Source organism: Nocardia terpenica, from assembly GCF_013186535.1.
Lineage (GTDB): Bacteria > Actinomycetota > Actinomycetes > Mycobacteriales > Mycobacteriaceae > Nocardia > Nocardia terpenica.
The window spans coordinates 1,426,220-1,442,610 of record NZ_JABMCZ010000003.1 but is presented as its reverse complement, the minus strand read 5'-3'; the positions used below and the strand labels follow the sequence as shown (position 1 = coordinate 1,442,610).

General features: G+C 65.4%; 14 protein-coding genes. 1 reads left to right on the top strand and 13 read right to left on the bottom strand.

What is annotated here, in order from left to right; all coding sequences use genetic code 11:
• Nucleotides 1–110: 110 nt before the first annotated feature.
• The 12 genes from HPY32_RS28225 to HPY32_RS28170 all read right to left on the bottom strand — a co-directional run bounded on the left by HPY32_RS28225 (nt 111) and on the right by HPY32_RS28170 (nt 13,329).
• Entirely contained in the window at nt 111–1,229 is a 1,119-nt protein-coding gene (locus tag HPY32_RS28225) for a C40 family peptidase (protein WP_231951266.1), read from the bottom strand.
• Between the two features lie 62 nt (nt 1,230–1,291).
• Nucleotides 1,292–2,962, bottom strand: coding sequence for a putative type IV secretion/conjugal transfer ATPase (locus HPY32_RS28220; RefSeq protein ID WP_156673780.1), 1,671 nt, complete (start codon nt 2,960–2,962; stop codon nt 1,292–1,294).
• Nucleotides 2,959–4,425, bottom strand: coding sequence for an SCO6880 family protein (locus HPY32_RS28215; RefSeq protein ID WP_067577299.1), 1,467 nt, complete (start codon nt 4,423–4,425; stop codon nt 2,959–2,961). The genes HPY32_RS28220 and HPY32_RS28215 overlap by 4 nt, the downstream gene beginning before the upstream one ends.
• Complete coding sequence (locus HPY32_RS28210) at nt 4,422–5,888, bottom strand: TrbL/VirB6 family protein (protein ID WP_067577298.1); 1,467 nt, start codon at nt 5,886–5,888, stop codon at nt 4,422–4,424. Before HPY32_RS28210 ends, HPY32_RS28215 begins: the two co-directional genes overlap by 4 nt.
• Complete coding sequence (locus HPY32_RS28205; protein ID WP_156673779.1) at nt 5,885–6,676, bottom strand: DUF8175 domain-containg protein; 792 nt, start codon at nt 6,674–6,676, stop codon at nt 5,885–5,887. Before HPY32_RS28205 ends, HPY32_RS28210 begins: the two co-directional genes overlap by 4 nt.
• Complete coding sequence (locus HPY32_RS28200) at nt 6,673–7,317, bottom strand: DUF8175 domain-containg protein (protein WP_507236514.1); 645 nt, start codon at nt 7,315–7,317, stop codon at nt 6,673–6,675. Before HPY32_RS28200 ends, HPY32_RS28205 begins: the two co-directional genes overlap by 4 nt.
• 16 nt (nt 7,318–7,333) lie before the next feature.
• Nucleotides 7,334–7,561, bottom strand: a complete 228-nt coding sequence (locus HPY32_RS28195; RefSeq protein WP_067577294.1) for a hypothetical protein — start codon at nt 7,559–7,561, stop codon at nt 7,334–7,336.
• The gene (locus HPY32_RS28190; RefSeq protein WP_067577292.1) at nt 7,558–7,845 is read right to left on the bottom strand and encodes a hypothetical protein; all 288 of its coding nucleotides are present in this window, start codon (nt 7,843–7,845) and stop codon (nt 7,558–7,560) included. Before HPY32_RS28190 ends, HPY32_RS28195 begins: the two co-directional genes overlap by 4 nt.
• 14 nt (nt 7,846–7,859) lie before the next feature.
• On the bottom strand, nt 7,860–8,471 hold the full coding sequence (locus HPY32_RS28185; RefSeq protein WP_067577290.1) for a hypothetical protein: 612 nt from the start codon (nt 8,469–8,471) through the stop codon (nt 7,860–7,862).
• Nucleotides 8,472–8,521: 50 nt separating this feature from the next.
• Nucleotides 8,522–9,958 carry a cutinase family protein gene (locus tag HPY32_RS28180; RefSeq protein ID WP_171983083.1) on the bottom strand — a complete coding sequence of 479 codons (1,437 nt, stop codon included), beginning with the start codon at nt 9,956–9,958 and terminating at the stop codon, nt 8,522–8,524.
• 805 nt (nt 9,959–10,763) lie between these two features.
• Nucleotides 10,764–11,813 (bottom strand): GAF domain-containing protein, encoded by a 1,050-nt coding sequence (locus tag HPY32_RS28175; RefSeq protein ID WP_156673777.1) that lies wholly within the window; start codon nt 11,811–11,813, stop codon nt 10,764–10,766.
• Between the two features lie 343 nt (nt 11,814–12,156).
• Nucleotides 12,157–13,329, bottom strand: coding sequence for a GAF domain-containing protein (locus HPY32_RS28170; RefSeq protein ID WP_171983082.1), 1,173 nt, complete (start codon nt 13,327–13,329; stop codon nt 12,157–12,159).
• Between the two features lie 36 nt (nt 13,330–13,365).
• Between HPY32_RS28170 and HPY32_RS28165 the strand changes: the two genes are divergently transcribed.
• Nucleotides 13,366–14,472 (top strand): cytochrome P450, encoded by a 1,107-nt coding sequence (locus tag HPY32_RS28165; RefSeq protein WP_171983081.1) that lies wholly within the window; start codon nt 13,366–13,368, stop codon nt 14,470–14,472.
• Between the two features lie 195 nt (nt 14,473–14,667).
• Here HPY32_RS28165 and HPY32_RS28160 read toward each other — a convergent pair whose 3' ends face one another.
• Nucleotides 14,668–16,284, bottom strand: a complete 1,617-nt coding sequence (locus HPY32_RS28160; protein ID WP_067577284.1) for a hypothetical protein — start codon at nt 16,282–16,284, stop codon at nt 14,668–14,670.
• Nucleotides 16,285–16,391: the final 107 nt, after the last annotated feature.

Genomic DNA, 16,391 nt, shown 5'->3' with positions numbered 1-16,391 from the left:
CGTCCCCAGGGTCTTCTCGCCGCCGCGCGACCGCACGGTTGAATACTGGCGCCTGTTTGAAATCGGTTTTGTTGCGGAATTGGTTTGCCATGACGTCTTGCCTCTTATAGTTATGTCGACAACTGCGGTTCGGAATGGGAGATTGGAGGCGATTGGCCGAAGCGACGGATATCTATACGCTCGCCATTCCAGTCTGTAAGGGGTTCGATTTTTGTATTTTGTCCTGTGGCTGGCGAGTTGAGGACGAGGTCGGTTCCGTTGCTGTTACCTGCGAGGATCCCGACGTGATGTGAGTCGTGTTCACCGGGTTTGGTGAAATAGATGAGGTCGCCAGGGCGTCTCTGTTCGAAAGGAATTGCGGTGGCGCGTGGGTCGTCTTGCTGGGCCTGGGTGTAATGCGGTAGTGAAATCTGCCCGCCGGATGCTTGGAAAATGGCGTAGAGGGTGAGCCCGGAGCAGTCGAACCCGACAACTCCGTCCTCGCCGCGGGTCGGGCCGCTGGTGTCGCCGCCTCCCCACGCATATGGGGTGCCAATCCACCGTTGTGCCGCCGCAAGGACGGCGGCGCCGAACGTACCGGGAGGAGCGGCGTTCAAGGGGCTGCTGCCGGAGGGGCCGCATCCTTGGGTGCCGGGCGCCATGGTGGAGGTATCGTTGTCGGCGAACAGCGTGTAGAGCTGGCGGGCGAGGTCGAGGCTGCCGGCGTAGGCGTTCGGCGCGGACTGCTCGACGGCTTGAGCGAGGTCCGCGGGGGCGAGTGAGCTGCCACCGGGACCGAGCTTGTCGGCCTGGTCGTAGAACCAGTTGATCTGGTACTGCGGGTGCATGAGTTCGGCCATGCCCACCGATCCCCAGATCCCGGCGCGCATCTGATGGGGGCCGACGCTGTCGTGATCGGCGCCCACTCCGTCATGGGGGAAGGTCAGCGATTCCGGCACCGCGGAGTTGGCCAAGTTGCGGAACCCGCTCTCGGTGCCTTGCGCAGCCAGCTCGGCAACGATCGTGTTCTCGGGTTGGCGGCGTTGTTTGCCGATCGCAACACCGTCACGGGCGAGCCGAAGCTGGGATTCACTCAGGCCCGCCAGCGACTGCCCCGTCGGGCCACCGACCCCGCCCGGCATGGCGGCGCAGGACTGCCCGGATTCCGATCCGATGATCGCTATCAGGACGACGGTCAGCAATAGTGGTATTATTGCGACGCTCAAGAGAATTGTTTTGGAGTTGTTCATGAGACAACACCTCCTCCCTCACCACTGAGGGGTGAGCGAGCAAAAACTGGGTTGATATCTGGTTAGTTTTTGTTCAGTCCATCGAACCGTTTGTTCGTATTGTGGATGCCGCTGTCACGCTCGGTCGGCGTGAAGGTCATGCGGAATGGAATTCCTGGCGTGTTGTCCTCACCGGTTTTGAGGAGGAAACAGCCGGTGCCCGCGGGGGTTTCCCGGATAGCGTCATTGTTGTGTTGGTTGTCGGTGAGGGGGCGGGGTGCCGACCAGGAGGTCACCATGAGTTTTTCGGTTTCGGTGAACGACATGACCGTGCGGAGCCGTTCGATTTCCTCGGGTCCGACCGGGCCGATGACTTTGGCGCGGGCGCGTTCGATGAAGCCGAGGGCTTTGTTCACTGACGCTTGGGTGTTGAAGGCGCCGAGGTCTTTGATGGTGTGCGAGCACATGATCAACGACGTGGCCAGCGGCCGGTTGAGGCGGGTGAGGCTGTCGACACGATCGACCATGAACTCACCCACCCCGAGGACGCGCCAGATCTCATCCATGACCACGTGGAAGACCCGTTTCGGTGCCAGCCCGGCGTCGGCGAGGGTGTGGGCGGCGGCGATGGCGCCGAACCCGTCGGACCAGCAGACCATCAACACTGCGGCGAGGAGTTTGGTGTCGCCCTCGGGGATGTGTGAAACGTCCATGCACACAGCAGGACTCGCCGGATCGAGCACGACGGTGGTGTGGCCGTTGAAGATTTCCCCGAACGGACCTTCCACCAACGCGCGCAGGGATCGGCGCAGGGGTTTGGTGGCGTCCCGGTAGGCGTCGAGGGAGTCTTCCTCGGCGAACTGCATCATCTGCTCCCCGCCGCAGGAGATCACGGTGAGGAGATCTTCGAGGAGTGGTGGGTGGTCGGGGGTGAATCCGCCGGGTCCGTAGAGCTGGCGGAGTCCGGCGGCGAGGAGGGTTTCTTCGTAGTCGGCGACGTGGGCGCCGCGCACGAGTTCGATGAGCCCGGCGACCACGGTGACCTGTCCGGCCTCCACCCTTGCGGTCACCTGGCGCCGCATTTCCGGGTCGGGCAGCTGGTCGACGATGCCGCCGAGCGCGCCGACGGCGAGGGGGTTGAGTTTGCCGTACCCGTACCCGAGGTCGATGACCTGACCGCCGAGGGTTTCCACGAGGTCGCGGTAGTCGGGTTTGGTGTCGCCCAGGCACATCGCAGTATCGCCGGTGGCGACCGCACCGGTCACGATCCGCCGGATCAACGAGGATTTGCCGAATCCGTTGAGCGCCAACACGAACATCGACGGTGCGGTGATGAACCCGCGCAGAAACCAGGCCATCGGATCGAAATGCACCGGCTCCCCGGTCACATAGTGATGCCCCACCGGCGTTCCCACCGCGGGCGCTGCCGCACCGACCGCGAACGGCCACAAACCAGCGACTTGTGTTGTGGTGGCCCGCCATTCGGGCATCGCGGGCACGACCGCGGCACGGCCGCCCCCGAGGCCGCGATACCCGCGGTCGGTCAGCGTCGCCAGCGTGCGGACGAAACCGTCTCGTGCCGTATCGGTTTCACGCCGCTGGGCGGTCGCGCGGCGTGCGTCGTCGTGCCACAACCGATACTGCGCACGCCACTTCCGCAGCCCACGGCCAGCCGCCGTCGCTTCCGCGCGTTGGCGGGCGCCCGGTGTGAGAACGCGTATCCCGGCGATCCGGGTCGTCCGCGCGGGCCTCATGCCGACATCCGGCGCGAAATCGACCCGTGCTCAGGCAGCACGAGTCCGATACCCAGCGAGGCCGCGAACGCCGAGGCTTGGTAGCCGTAGCAGCGCCGGACCCCGAGCCGGGACGCGGCGGTCATGGCCGTCACCGATGCCTCGATGCCGGGCAGGTCCGCATCCAGGCGGTCGCTGACGGTGATCAGCATCCCGAACCGGGTCAACCCCGCGCCGCGGGCCTGTTCCTGCCGGGACGCTTGCGTGTTCGCCACGCGGATCGACGCTGCGGCAGAAGCGATTCCACGTTCGGTCTGCTCCGCAGCCAGGGCATCGCGGTAGTCGGAGTCCACCATCTTCGCGGCATCCCCAGCCGAGTGCAGCCGATACACGATCGCAACCCGCTTACGCGGCACGTCCGGCCGCGGGCGCAGCAACTCCTCCATCCCGGTCTCCAGAACGGTGCCGCGCGGAGCGGCATCCATTTCCCAGGTCACCGACCGGCCACCGTCGTGCACGAAATGGTCCCAGGAGTCCAGGTGCGAGATCGGACCGGCCGCGTCCCAACCCTGAGTGGCCAGGATGTCCTCACCGGCTTCTTCCACATCCGCCTGTGCGGCGAGGTCGTAGCGCGAGCGCACCATCCCCAGTACTTCTGCCGCGGTCATCGGCGTGGCCGGCAAACCGGCATTGTTCAGATGCGCCAGCACGCCTTGCAGGCGTTGCCCGATTTCCTTGGCTTGTTCGGCACGGTCGCGGTGGGTCTTTGCGTGGCCGAGAGGCCGGTAGGTCAGCGCGATGCGGGCCTCGATCCGCACCCCGGACCCGCCGGAGGCGCCGGCTTCGGTCATCACCGTGCGCGCGAACTCGGGTGCTTGCGGGCGGACCAGTCGTGCGACCTCGCGCCGCTGCTGCAACCGGGTCTCGACGACGTGTTCCAATACCGCGGTCACGGCGACGATCTCGTCGCGGCCCTGGGTGGCCAGGAACTGCCCGTATCCGGTCACCCAGTCATCGATCTGGGCCTGATCCACCAACTCTTTGCCGCGAGGCCGCACCCGCAGCACCACCGTGTAGTGGTCGGTGCGGCGGATATGGATCATGCCGAAGCGTCGGCCGCCGGGGGTCTCGTATTCGACCATGGTGGAGTCGGCCAGCAACCCCGGCAGCCGGGAGGTGCCGGGGATCATCGAGAACCGGCCTGCCCGATAGATGTGCTCGCCACGCCGCCGGGCGAGGACGAACTGGGAGCGCAACAGCAGTGTCTCCCAACCGGTTCGGCCGTTGCGGGTGATCACCAGGGGCACGAATATCACGGTCCCGGCCACGATCAGAGCACCCGCCACCAGGATCGAGCGGGTGACCATGAATCCGACCATCACCGCGACCACCAGAGCCATGCCGAGCATCGACACACCCCACGTGAGGCCGAACAGCCCGGCCGAGCGCGGTCGTTCCCATCGTCCGTACACGCGTTGACTCATCGTCGTACCTCGTGTTCTCCCAGGGCGCGGGAACCGTTGTCGGCCCCGGCGTTCGTCTCACCACTGATTTGCTGACTGGCTTCCCCCAGCCGCTGCGTCGTCGCTCGGACGGCTTCCCCAGCCACTACGGCCGCCGCAGCCGGACCCGCCGCCGCAGCCGCTCCCGAGGACGCACCAGCACCCCCGGCTGCGGACGCCTGCCCGCCGCCAACGGCACCCGAGCCCGACCGAGCTGCCGTCGAGCCACCACTCCCGCCGCCGCTCGGCGCGACACCGCCGCTGCCGTCGGCACCGGCGCTACTCGGGGCCAGGGAACGACCGCCCGAGCCTGGGCTTGAGCTGGATGTCTGATTCGTCGACCCCGAGGTGCCACCGCTGTGCGAGGCCGACTGGCTCGATCCCCCCGCTGCTTGGGTGCCGGCCTTGGCTCCCATCGCGGCGCCCATTCCGACGCCGCTGCCGAGCATCGCCGCAGCGGCCACCCCGGCGCCGCCCGAGCCCATGGTCGACACCGCGGGTGCGACCATCCGCATCAACGCGGGCAGCACGAGGGCGACCAGGGCGAGCAGGATCAACCCGAGCAGCTGCTGCTGGACGTCGGAGCCTCCCGCCCCAGCGGCGGAGAACGCGACCAGGTACACGATCGCGCCGACCGGTTTGAACAGCGCGAACGCGACCGCCCACCCGATCAGTCGTTTGTAGGCTTGGCTGCCCGGCCCGGTCCCGGCCGCCGATGCCGCGATCGGGATGACCGCGACCACGACGATCAGCAGGGCTTGGCGGATGACCAGCAACGCAAGTTGGAGCAGGGCGCCGATGAACCCGATCAGGCCCAGGATGAACATTCCGGTCATGCCGAGTCCGGTCTTGCTGGTCAAGGCGCTGAATTCCACCAGGTGTGACAGGGCCGAGGAGGGGTCGCCGTGGGCGGCGTCGGTGATGAGCCAGTTGGAGAACTCGTCCCCCGCCCGTGTGGCCATCGTGATCACGGCGGCGAACATCCAGGACGCGAACACCGCGCGGGCGAAGGCCATGAACGATTCCTGCACCTCCCCGGCCAGGGCGCCGCGTTTGGCGAGGGCCAGTCGCGCGGCGGTGATCATGACCGCGCCGGTCATCAACAACACCTGCAACCCGGTGGTGTACTCGCGCACGGTGGACAACGCCGACATGTCGGTGAGATCGGGCGAGGGTAGTCGCACCCACCACGACAGCGACCATTCGAGGAGCTTGGCGAAGCCGTCCAGCATCGAGTCGACGATCTCTTTGAATCCCGACCCGGCGGCGCTGGTGACGGCCTGCTGTCCCAGGTTGCACACGGTGCTCACCCCGGGCAGATCGCACACGCCCAAGCTCGACGGGTCGGCCTGCGCGGGCGCGCACACCATCACCATCACCGACACCGTGCCCGTGACCACTACGGACACGAGGACCGCCACTCTGGCCAGTAGCCGCGCCTTCATTTCCAGGCTCCGAACCCGGTGAGTGAATCCAGGTGCACCGAGTCCCACAGCTGTCCGGGATCGTCTGGCACGCGCACTTTCCAGTCGCCGTCGACCCAGGCCATGGGCCAGGTCGAGTACGACCAGCCGTCCTTGGCGCGCACCGCGATCTGCACCACGGCGAAATCCGGCCGGTAGCCCGGCAGCACCCGGAAACCGTCAGGCACGACAACGTATTTCGCCGCGTTCGGGGTGCTGGCGCGGCTGCGCGTCAGACGCTCGAGCAGCGCCAGGCCTCCGCCGACGTAGCGTTGCGTCACCACCCGCTGCCACACACCCTCCGGTGCCGCGAGGGCGCGGCCGAGCGCGTCATAGGCGGCCAAGCCCGCGCCCTGGGGTGTGTCGGCGTAGCCGGAAGCGATCCCGTCCTGCACGCGGGTGGGGCCGTCGCTGCGCGAGAAGCCGAATGCGGCACCGCCCCAACCGCTTTCCCACGTCATCCCGGCCGGAGCCGCGAAAAGGTAGTCCGGTGCGGTCTGCGAGCCGGGACGTACGGTGGAATTCTGCGGCAGCGCGCTGCCCGCTGGATCGGGGGTCGACTCCAGCCGGTTGCCGAACATGTCGACACTCGGCAGGCCGAAATCCGAGGAGCCAGGCTGGGACGGCCCAGGGGATTGCGGTGCAGGTGTTGCCGGCGCGGCGGTTCCGCCGCCGTGGTCTTGGTGGTGACCGGTCACCACGACGATCGCAACAACGGCCACGACTACAGCGACTCCGAGGGCGGCCAGGACACGGGGATGGGCGATCATCGCGTCGGCTCCTTGCTCGTGGACGGCAGCGCCACCATGTCCGGCGGCGTGCTCGTTACCGCGGTGACCGGCGGTGTGTCCGGGTTCGCGGGGAGCTGGAGCAGCCAGGTGTCGGCGTGCCGCACCACGGTGGTCGCGTTGCGGGTCAGCGAGCCATCGCCTTGGCGGGTGAACACGGCGACGCCCGCCCGTGCAGGGGTGTAATCCGTGACGGCGTAACCGAGAACCTGCGGCACAACATCAACGGGAACCGGGTCGGTGATCGACATCTGTACCCGTGCGGTGGCCCACCGGTCGCGGCCCGCGCCGGGGGCGAGCAGCTCCTGCCCCACCTGCACCCACTGCGTGTCGGCGGCGACCGACATGCGGACGGTCGACTCGATCGCCGCCAACGCGGCTCCCGCCGGAGAACGGTCGTATCCGGTGGCGATCGGCCCGTCAAGGTGTTTGGGTCCCTGATCACCAACCGGCACCGACACTCCCTGGAAACCCACCCAACGCAAGTGGCTCGGCGCCGCCCGTAGGTCCGGGTGCTCGGGTGTTGCCTGATGGTGAGTCGGCGAACCACACCCGGCCGTGACGCCAATACCGGCGACAGCAGTGAATGTGGCAAGCCATGCAATAGTCTTGGGGCAGTGCATGTTTGGGTACCTCCCGTTACACGGGTGCGTGGAGGGCTCCGGCGATGAGTCCGGCCGAGCCGACGATGACGCCGCCGAGGAGCGCGCCGATGAGTCCTTCGATGCTTTCGTCGCGATGCGACCGCACGATCAATAGCGCTGCGGCCCAGATGATTCGACCGGTACACAGAGCCAAGACGAACCAGCCCAGCCACCCGAGGAGCTGATACAGGGGTTCGGTAACGTTGCCGGGCAACGGTTTCACGACACGACCTCGTTCATGATCGCGCCCGCGGACGTGATCAGGATGCCGCCGATCAGCGCGCCGAGCACGATCTTCGGCGATTCCATCACCCCGCCGTGCCAGCGTTCCCACGCGAATTTCCCACCGGCATAAATGATTCCGGCAACACCAGCGGTCATGGCAGCCCAGGACAGCCACCCGATGATCTTCATCATCTTGTCTGCCGCCGGCGGTTCCTTCGGGACCACGTTGATGGTGTCGGCGAGATAGGCCACGGTCTGATGAACAGCAAACAGGATCGACATGACAGGATTTCCCTTCAAAGGCTTTGCAGCACACCGGTTGTCTGCAACTCGGCAATGGATTCGGAGATGCGGGCCGCTACCCGGCCCACCTCACGCGGTGCGGCAGCGGTCAGATCAGTGCGGCGCCGGGGCTCGGATGGAGTGTCTGGCTCGCAGGGAGCCAGCTGGCGGCGTTCGAGGGCCAGCAGGTCGTCGTACCAGCCGATCGAATAGACCGCTCCCGCCACGAGGGGCGCGACGATCTCGCGGAATCGACGTACCGGTGCCGGGATCCGGCCGGGCCGTGCCGGGATCAACACCAGCCCGACCACCACGACCCCGGTGGGGGTGAGCTGGGCGTGCCACTCCCGCAACCGCGTCGCCGCCGCGACCAGTCCCGGCATGCACATCCGCGCCGTCAACACCACCAGTTGGGTGCTGTCCGGGCATCCCGGCCAGGCCCCCTGGGTATCGGCGGCTTGCGGCCACCACCGGGCCAGGGTGGACGCGCCGGCACCACCGTGAGCACCCATCACCACCCATTCCGCCGGTGACTGCCCGGCAGCATCCGCCGATTCCATCCGGACAGGAGCGCGGTCGGTGACCTTCGGGGCGACCACCAGCGTGGGATTCCGTTCACCCAACACCGGAGCGCCGCGGTGCGAACGAAGAACGTTGGGGACCAAGGTGTTTCACCTCAATTCCCGTGACCGGCAGCGATGTCGTGCGCTGCGGCTGCGAACCACCGCGCACCCACATCCAGTGCCGACTGCCCCGACGGTGACGACGAAAACGACGCGTAGCCTTGATGTTTGGCGATCGTGTCGCTGTACTTGATCAGCGTCGAGATGTTGAACAGGTCCCGGTTGTCGGTGACGTTGTCCTTCAACGCCGTGAACGCTTCGTTCACCCACCGCGACTGGGTCGCCGGCGGCACCAGCTCCATCACCGCCGAGGCCACCTTGCCGCCCAACGTCATCGCCGCACCCACCGGATCGGCCAGCCCGACCGTCGCCAGCTGCGCGATGGTGTCCGGCGTGAATACCTTCGTCACCACGGTTTTCGTCGCATTGAACGCGATCGTGCCGACCTTCAGCAGCGCCGACAGCGTGTCGTCGACGCCCGGCATCGGGGTGCGCGGGTCCGATGCCTCCGCCAGCCGCTGCGAGATCGTCTTCTGCGGGGTGTAGCTCAGCTGATCGAGGGTTTTGCCCTGGACGTCGTTGTTGATTACCGGTACTACGGTCTTGAAAGTCGTGGTCGCCAACGCTTGTGCCACAGTGGAAATCGCGGCCACCGGGTCGTTGGGGTCCAGCGTCGATTGCCCGGCGATGTTGGCGATCAGATGCGCGACTGGTGCATGCTCGGGGGCATCACATGCCAGGTCCCCCGGTGCGCAGATATCAGCGACACGACCAGACAGCGATCCGTAGCCTTCGCTGGTATCGGCGAGTGGAGCAATCCCGGCACCGGTCAGCCCGGGATCGGTGACCGTGATCTTCGAAACCTCGGCACCGTTGGTGCCCGGTATCGGCTCCGGCGAGTGCAGCCCCGGCTTGCCGGGGAATACACCCGATCGCGGCTGCCGGGTGGGGTCGGCCAGCAGGACAATCCCGGCCACTCGGTCAGCGGGAACCGCGCCCTGCCCAGCGCCGACCTTCTTGGCCCACATCGACATCGCGTGTGCGCCTTGCGAATACCCAGCACCGGCGAACTTCGTCGACGGACACCGCTTGGCTTCGCCGGCGACCATCTGATCCAACCGGCCCACCGCGTGATCGACCGACTGCTCATACGGCACCGGCCCACCGGCAACCGCGCCACCGAAACTCGCCTCATACGGCACGTAGGTGCGGTCGATCAGGCCCGACGCCGCGGCCATCATCGGCCGGAACATCAGACCCAGCATTCCCGTGTCGTTCTTCGGGTCGGCGTCCGGTGAGGACTCGCCCGTTCCCTGAACACCGAAAACAGCGAGTGCCGGGCAGTTAGCATTCTGAGCAGTGTTGGGTTGCTGCGCGAGCGCCACATTGACGCCTGCCATGCCAAGCAATGTCACCAACACCGCGATAACGCCAGCTTTTCGAAGGAGGGGCATTACCAACCACCCCGCTCGACTGCGCAGCCCCGGCACCGGGTATCCAGGCACCACCAGTGGTGCCGACGTTCATCTATGGCTTCATCGAGGCCCGCCCAGTCGTCTTCAGAGATCAGCCGCTCTAGGGCTTCATCCAGCGCTTGTTCTGCCAAAACATTCGCAGTTCGCGTCCTCATGACAGCCTCCCCGCCGTGGCCGCCTTACGGCTCTGAACCCATTCGTCGACGATGGACTCTTCAAGTCGCAGCGGCGAATTCGGAGCTTCGCCGCTCTTCCAGGCCCGTGAGTACAATTCGTGGCCTTCGACTCGAAGTCGACGGATGCGATACGGGGAATGTCCAGTGCGGGCGCTGATTTCGTGAATGTTCAGCAGCCGGTCTACGACATCGGACGTGTGTTTCGCAGTCATGACACACTCCAATCCGCCCTCTGCACAAGCGCTTTCAGCGAATGCGGACAGCAAGGAACGTCACGCCGGTCGCAAGCGAATGTTTGTCGAGTGGCTTGGATAGGTGGCCGAGCAATGGCCAACCCGTGAAGTCCCCGCCGAAATGACTTGCGGGGGCGTGAAATCGACTCCTCCCCGGAGGAGTGTCATCATCAGAGCACGCTGCGGGTGCCCTGGATGAGTCACCCGGGAATTCCCGGTACGACTCCGCTGCGCTACAACTTGGCTGTCAGCCCGAACGGGGCTTGACCTTCAGGGCGGAAGCAACACGCCCCGGATTACCATCTCCAGTTTGGATTTGGTAGCGAACTGTCATTATACCACCTCATGGCAAGTCGCTACTGGTTTGCTGAGATTCGGCTCTTGTCGGCGCTCGCACCATCCCAGAAGCGGTCACGCTGCTGATCCGTCTGTACGGTGATGCTGGCGGCATGTCGGACAGCGGTCAACGACTGACGGCGGCACTGGCCCAACCGGGGTGACATCAATGAGGGCCTGCGGGCGGTTGTCATTGCTGATGCGGCTCCACCGAGCTTGCAGTGGAATCCAGTCATCGCCGGGGTCGAGTCGGAGCCGAGTTCTGGTGTGAGCGGACCAGGTGGCGCCTCCGAGCAGATCCAGGCACGTCGTAGCCACTTGAGCCTGGTCGTCGGGATGGAACAGAGGCGTGTGGTGTCGCCAGCTCGCGATAGCGTCGTTGCTGTTGGCTAGCCATTCGTGTATGACTCCTGCATTGAGGTCAACCAGCGCCAGGGCATGACCGGGTTGGATGGGCAAATTCCGGGCCGCGATAGAGCTGAGGTCGGGGTTCACCGGAGGCTGATGGCCGGTGATGTCGCAGACGATCGCGCGGACTGCTTGGCGAGTGCCTGAGCCGTCGTTGTGGGCGCGAGCAGCGATGTAGAAGTGGTGGGTTACGCCGCCGAGGTACTTGGTGGCGGTTCCCGTCCACCGGTCGACAGGGTTGACCAGGTTGAACATGGACAGGAAGTCGGCGCGGTCATCCCAGCGATCGAACCACGAGATCACCTCCGGCAACGTGTTCTGAGCCGGCGGATCATTGCGCGGAGCCCCGGTCAGCAGCCGCGCGTCCGGTGAGAGTTGAGCGACGAGTGCTGTGTCCCATTCGATGGCGCCCACCAGCGGTCGCGATGGCGGTTGCTCGTCTTCAGCGCCGATCCACACGGTTGTCGCATAAACGTGTCCGGACGGACCGGCGACCGGTACGGCAATGATCCGCACCTTCGCTCCTCCGGGTCGCGGCACTCGTTCGTCCTGGATGGCGGCAGTGTCTGCACAGCGCTGAATGATCTCGGGTAGAGAGCGCGCCGCCGCACTGTTGCGCCCGAGGCTGCCACGGAGGATCTTCGTGAACGCGCGAGGATTCTGACCGTCGAGGATGGTCGTCGGCCGATCGGGGCCGGTGAGCGTTTCGACGACCACCCAAGTGCGCGCATCGGTCTGCGCGGGCTGCCCGCAGCGAACCTGTTGTCCACCGCCTGGACCACCCGAGGATCGCGACTTCGGCAGCCAGGGGCGAGCGGGTACAGCGTGCGGCCGAGCACCAGTGGATTCGCGCGCAGCAGCTTCCGAGGAAGGGCGAGAAGTGGATTCGCGCGGTAGGGGTGAATTGGTCATTTGTCCGGCTCCTTCGCAGGCAGCATTAGCTACGGTCGCCGTGATATCTCATCGGCGAACGCTGCCTGGCGCGGTCCACATAAAACCGACCACAGCCGGAACCCCACCCCAGCGGGCGGGAGCGCACCACTATTTTACTCGCGAATTCTCAGCTATCGATAGTGAATTTTACGAGCCCGGCGGTTGTCTCCTGATCGATGGCGACCAGGCTCGCGCGGGCGATGATGGGAATCCAGCTGCCGTCGACACCGCGGACGCGTAGTCGGCCGGTGGTGCTGGACTTGGCGAGGCCCTTGGCCATCTCGATCATGGTGCGGCGGTCGTCGGGATGGATTTCTGGGGCTGGTTCACCGTCGACGTGGCGCCAGCTGATCCGGTCTGGGATCGGGGAGCCGTGCACCCAGCGGATCAGGCGCAGGTTGCTCAGGTTGATCAGCGCCCGGTACTCCCCGGTGGGCACGTCGGCCTCGAGCAGCCGGTGTTCGAGCAGTACGAGAGGTTCGGGTCTGCCGTCCCCGCCGGTGGCGACGGTTTGGCTGACGCCGCGGGCGACGCGGTGGAGTTGTCCGTCGGCAGGTTGCTCGTAGATACGGCAGGAGAAATGGGACCGGAATGTCCGCCCGTCGGGGCGGTAGACGGTCCAGATGCCCTGGTGAGTGCTGCCGGGCACCGCTTCGATGATGCGTTTCATGGCCCGCAACTCGCGCTCGTCGGTTTGAACCTGGGCGAACATGTTGGCCAGGGAACGTTCCTGGCCGCGTTCGTCAACGGGAATGTCGGCCAGCTCCGCCCATTCGGGACTGCCGAGCGCGGTCAGGGTGGTGAGGTTGATGTCCCAGGATCCGGCCAACGGCCGGTCTGGTGGGATTTGGTCTTCGGTGCCCGACCACACCTGGACCGCGTGCAACCGGTCGCCGACGAAGTGTGGATAAACCTCCACGCGGCGGCCGGCGCCGGTCGCGGAGAGCGGCTCGTGCGAGCGGGCTACCAGATTGACGGCTTGCCGGATCTTGGGTGCGGCTCCTTTCACTGCCTTGTCGAGAGGTAGGAATTCCTTGGGGTGACCGCCCCAGTCGACAATGGTGTAGTTACCGTCCAGCTCATCGTCAAAGGTTTCGATGAGAAGCCATTGCGGTGACCGAGTGTGGTCCTCCTGTCGTAGGATTTTCTCGCCCATACGGTTGATCATGCGCTCTTGGTGCCCGAGGATCACGCAAGTAGGAGAAACCGAATGCCAACAGAAACTGTGATCTTCGGTGACACCTATTTCCGGGATCCACACGAGTTCTATCGAGACGTGCACCGGCGCGGACAGATCCACCGGTTCACCACGCCAGCGGGGGTCCATGGATGGCTCGTGACCGGGGACCACCTCGCGCGCACGGTCCTCACCGATCCGCGCGTCGGAAAGGGGCGCGACACGATGCTCGGCGTATCGACCGCCGACGAAGCGGGCGTCGGGCTGCGGCAGCGTGCGCTGCGATACGGAACCGAGTGGGTAGTAACCCACATGCTGGGAGCCGACCCCCCGGAGCACACTCGGCTGCGACAGGCTGCCGCCGACCACTTCAGCCCCCGCGCTGTCACTGCTCTCGCGCCGCGGATCGATGAACTCGCTGCCGAGTTCGTCGACACCATGGATCCCGCCGCGCCGGTGGACCTGGTGTCGGCCCTGGCCTGCCCGCTACCGGTCGCAGTGATCTGCGACATCACAGGCATATCCAGGCGCTACCAGCGACGCATCGAACGATCATCCGCAGTGCTGTCCGACGTCACCGTCGCCGAGGCCCGGGACCTCCGGCGCGCCAGCATCGACTTCGCCCGGCTGATTCTGCCGCACTTCGCCGCGCGCCGGTTGCGCCCACGTGAGGACCTGATCAGTTCACTGACCCGACAGATGGCCGCTCGGCAGGTGAACCTCAAGGAGGCGCTCTCGACGATTGCGCTGCTCCTGATTGCCGGGCACGAAACCACCTCGAACCTGATTCTGGGTGCCCTACTCGCGCTGCTGCGCAACCCCGCCGAGTTCGACAGGGTGCGGGCAGACCCCACTCGTATCGGTGCGGTCATCGACGAAACCCTCCGAACAGACCCTCCGCTACCGGTCACCACCCTGCGCCAGGCCCACGCCGACCTCGATTTGGGCGGCCATCGCGTCGCACAGGGTGAGCTGCTCATGGTGTCGCTTCTGAGCGCCAATCACGACCCCGAAACAGTCAGTGACGCAACCACATTCGACCCCGACCGGCCTGCCCGGCACATCTCCTTCGGCGTCGGCATCCACCATTGCCTGGGTGCCCGTTTGGCCCGCGTCGAGGCGACCGCGGCCATCACCAATCTGCTGAAGCGATATCCCAACTTGACCCTCGCCGCCCCGCCCGACACCCTGCGGTGGCGGCGCAGCATCTTCTTCCGCCGACTGGAATCGCTCCCTGTGCACCTTGTACCCCAAACCCCCCGCTGAACTATGGGGCCTGTCAACGAAATTGATAGGTCGGCGCCCCTCTTGTCATGCGAAATCCCCTGGGGTTTACAACCTTTGAGTTGATGGTCGAGTTGGGATCCTATTTCATTGTGTGGGCAGCGATTCAGGAACCAAATCTCCGGTCACTTCGCCGACGATATAGTTTCTGCGCAATAACCTCGTCTTCTCGGTCTGTCACAGCTCGAGGGGCTCGTCGTCGGCCGGGCCGCCACGATGGTCCAGTCCGAGTACGTTGCCCTTCAATGTCCAAGCGAGGTTGCGGGCATATCTGCGGTTGGTGCCGGTCGAGGTGTCGAGTCGGGCGAGACTTTCGCGCATTGCTTCCTGGTCACGGCTGCTCGGTTTGGGTTCGCGTTCCTCGGCACCCTGGAGTTCCAGGGACAGGATCGGTATGCGCGCCGACGGGTTAGCCTGCCACACCCCGCACAGGCGGTGCCGGCCATCGACCATCCGCCGATGCCAGGGGTCGACGGTCGGTGCAATTCGGGAGTTGAACCAGTTGTAGACGATGTTGCGTTCCTCCTCGCCGAGGGCTGTGAGGTCGCAGTCGACGATCACGGTGTCGTCGTAGTAGGGGACAAGATCATCGCGATCCAGTTCGGAGGCAACGATATTGACGGCCGTAGCGACCTGTTCCCAATCGATGGTGTCCTCGGTGTAGCGAGGTTCTTCGCCGTCGTCGGGATCGGTCAGCCAGGGCAGATCGGTACGCTGGGCGATCCACCAGAGCTTGTATCGCCATACCGCTAACTTTCGCGAATCTGCCGATGCTTCGGCCGCTACACGAGCGCAACCCTGAAGGCCGTCGACTGCAATTTTCACTGCATCGGCTACTCGAGGTGGGCATAGCCCAGCGCCACTTTCGCGTCGTAGGCGCTGTTCCCACGGCATGAGGATATCCAGCGCGTTGATGACCTCGGCGTCGCCGATTTGAGAGGGGTACGCGTCCACGAGTTCGCGATCGGTGTCGGTGAGTCGAGCTGGTGTCACCTTCACCGCGAGATGGGCGGTGTCCAGGTCGGGTTCCGCTGGATCGTCGACGCGCATCAGCCAGGTACTGTCTGGGTTGTCGTAGAGCGCGCAAACTTGTTTCGTACGCTCCTCGGAGTCGCGTACCAGCTGAGCTACGGACCGACAGGCGATCTTCACCTCGGTCGGCCACCTGTCGCCCTGCCCATGTAGCTGCTGAAGGGCCTCTGCGTTGCGGCGGACATGGAATGAATCATCGGTTACTGCAACGGGTTTCCCGGTTCGTTGCCATTCCTCGACGACCTCTCTGCGATGGAACTCGCCGGGGAACTGTTCGACCGGGCTACCGATCAGCCGGTCCACATCGGTCACTGACGGGAGGTATTCGCAACGGAGGAAGGTCCAGTCCCTGCTGGCGCCCCACCCGGGTCGGAAAATTTCGTTGATGAAGCGGGGAGGTTGATGGCGTGTCCTGTGCTCGATAATGATCCAGGTGGCCCGTCGACCTCGCCCGTGAAGGACATGTCGGTTCAACCATGCCACCCACCAGCCGAACTGGATGCGGGGAACCGCACCACCGTCGAGAACGGTGAGAACCACGATCGTTCGCCGACGGAAACAGCACCAACCACGCCACACGCGCACATGCACCGGATCGTTCCGCAGCCCCAGTGCGGGCACTTCTACGATCTCGTCCACAACGCGGCGCAACGGCTTGCGTGCTGACCGCAGCCACCACGCATGCCCAGTGCTCAGGAAACGCCGCACCACCATCATCCCGGCGCTCAGCGCCGCCGCGAGGACGAGCAAGTCGACCACCATGGATCCAGTCCATCACGCTCCTCAGCCGAGACCACTCAATTCGAACAACATCTGTTCATCGTTACTGCCGGTCGCGGGTTTCGATCATTTCGCGATGATTGGTTCGA

Bases quoted from the DNA above. Each gene is read 5' to 3' on its own strand.
- HPY32_RS28160 (WP_067577284.1), bottom strand. From the start codon at position 16,284: ATGGTGGTCGACTTGCTCGTCCTCGCGGCGGCGCTGAGCGCCGGGATG.
- HPY32_RS28215 (WP_067577299.1), bottom strand. From the start codon at position 4,425: ATGAGTCAACGCGTGTACGGACGATGGGAACGACCGCGCTCGGCCGGG.
- HPY32_RS28205 (WP_156673779.1), bottom strand. From the start codon at position 6,676: ATGATCGCCCATCCCCGTGTCCTGGCCGCCCTCGGAGTCGCTGTAGTC.
- HPY32_RS28220 (WP_156673780.1), bottom strand. From the start codon at position 2,962: ATGAGGCCCGCGCGGACGACCCGGATCGCCGGGATACGCGTTCTCACA.
- HPY32_RS28200 (WP_507236514.1), bottom strand. From the start codon at position 7,317: ATGCACTGCCCCAAGACTATTGCATGGCTTGCCACATTCACTGCTGTC.
- HPY32_RS28210 (WP_067577298.1), bottom strand. From the start codon at position 5,888: ATGAAGGCGCGGCTACTGGCCAGAGTGGCGGTCCTCGTGTCCGTAGTG.
- HPY32_RS28190 (WP_067577292.1), bottom strand. From the start codon at position 7,845: ATGTCGATCCTGTTTGCTGTTCATCAGACCGTGGCCTATCTCGCCGAC.
- HPY32_RS28225 (WP_231951266.1), bottom strand. From the start codon at position 1,229: ATGAACAACTCCAAAACAATTCTCTTGAGCGTCGCAATAATACCACTA.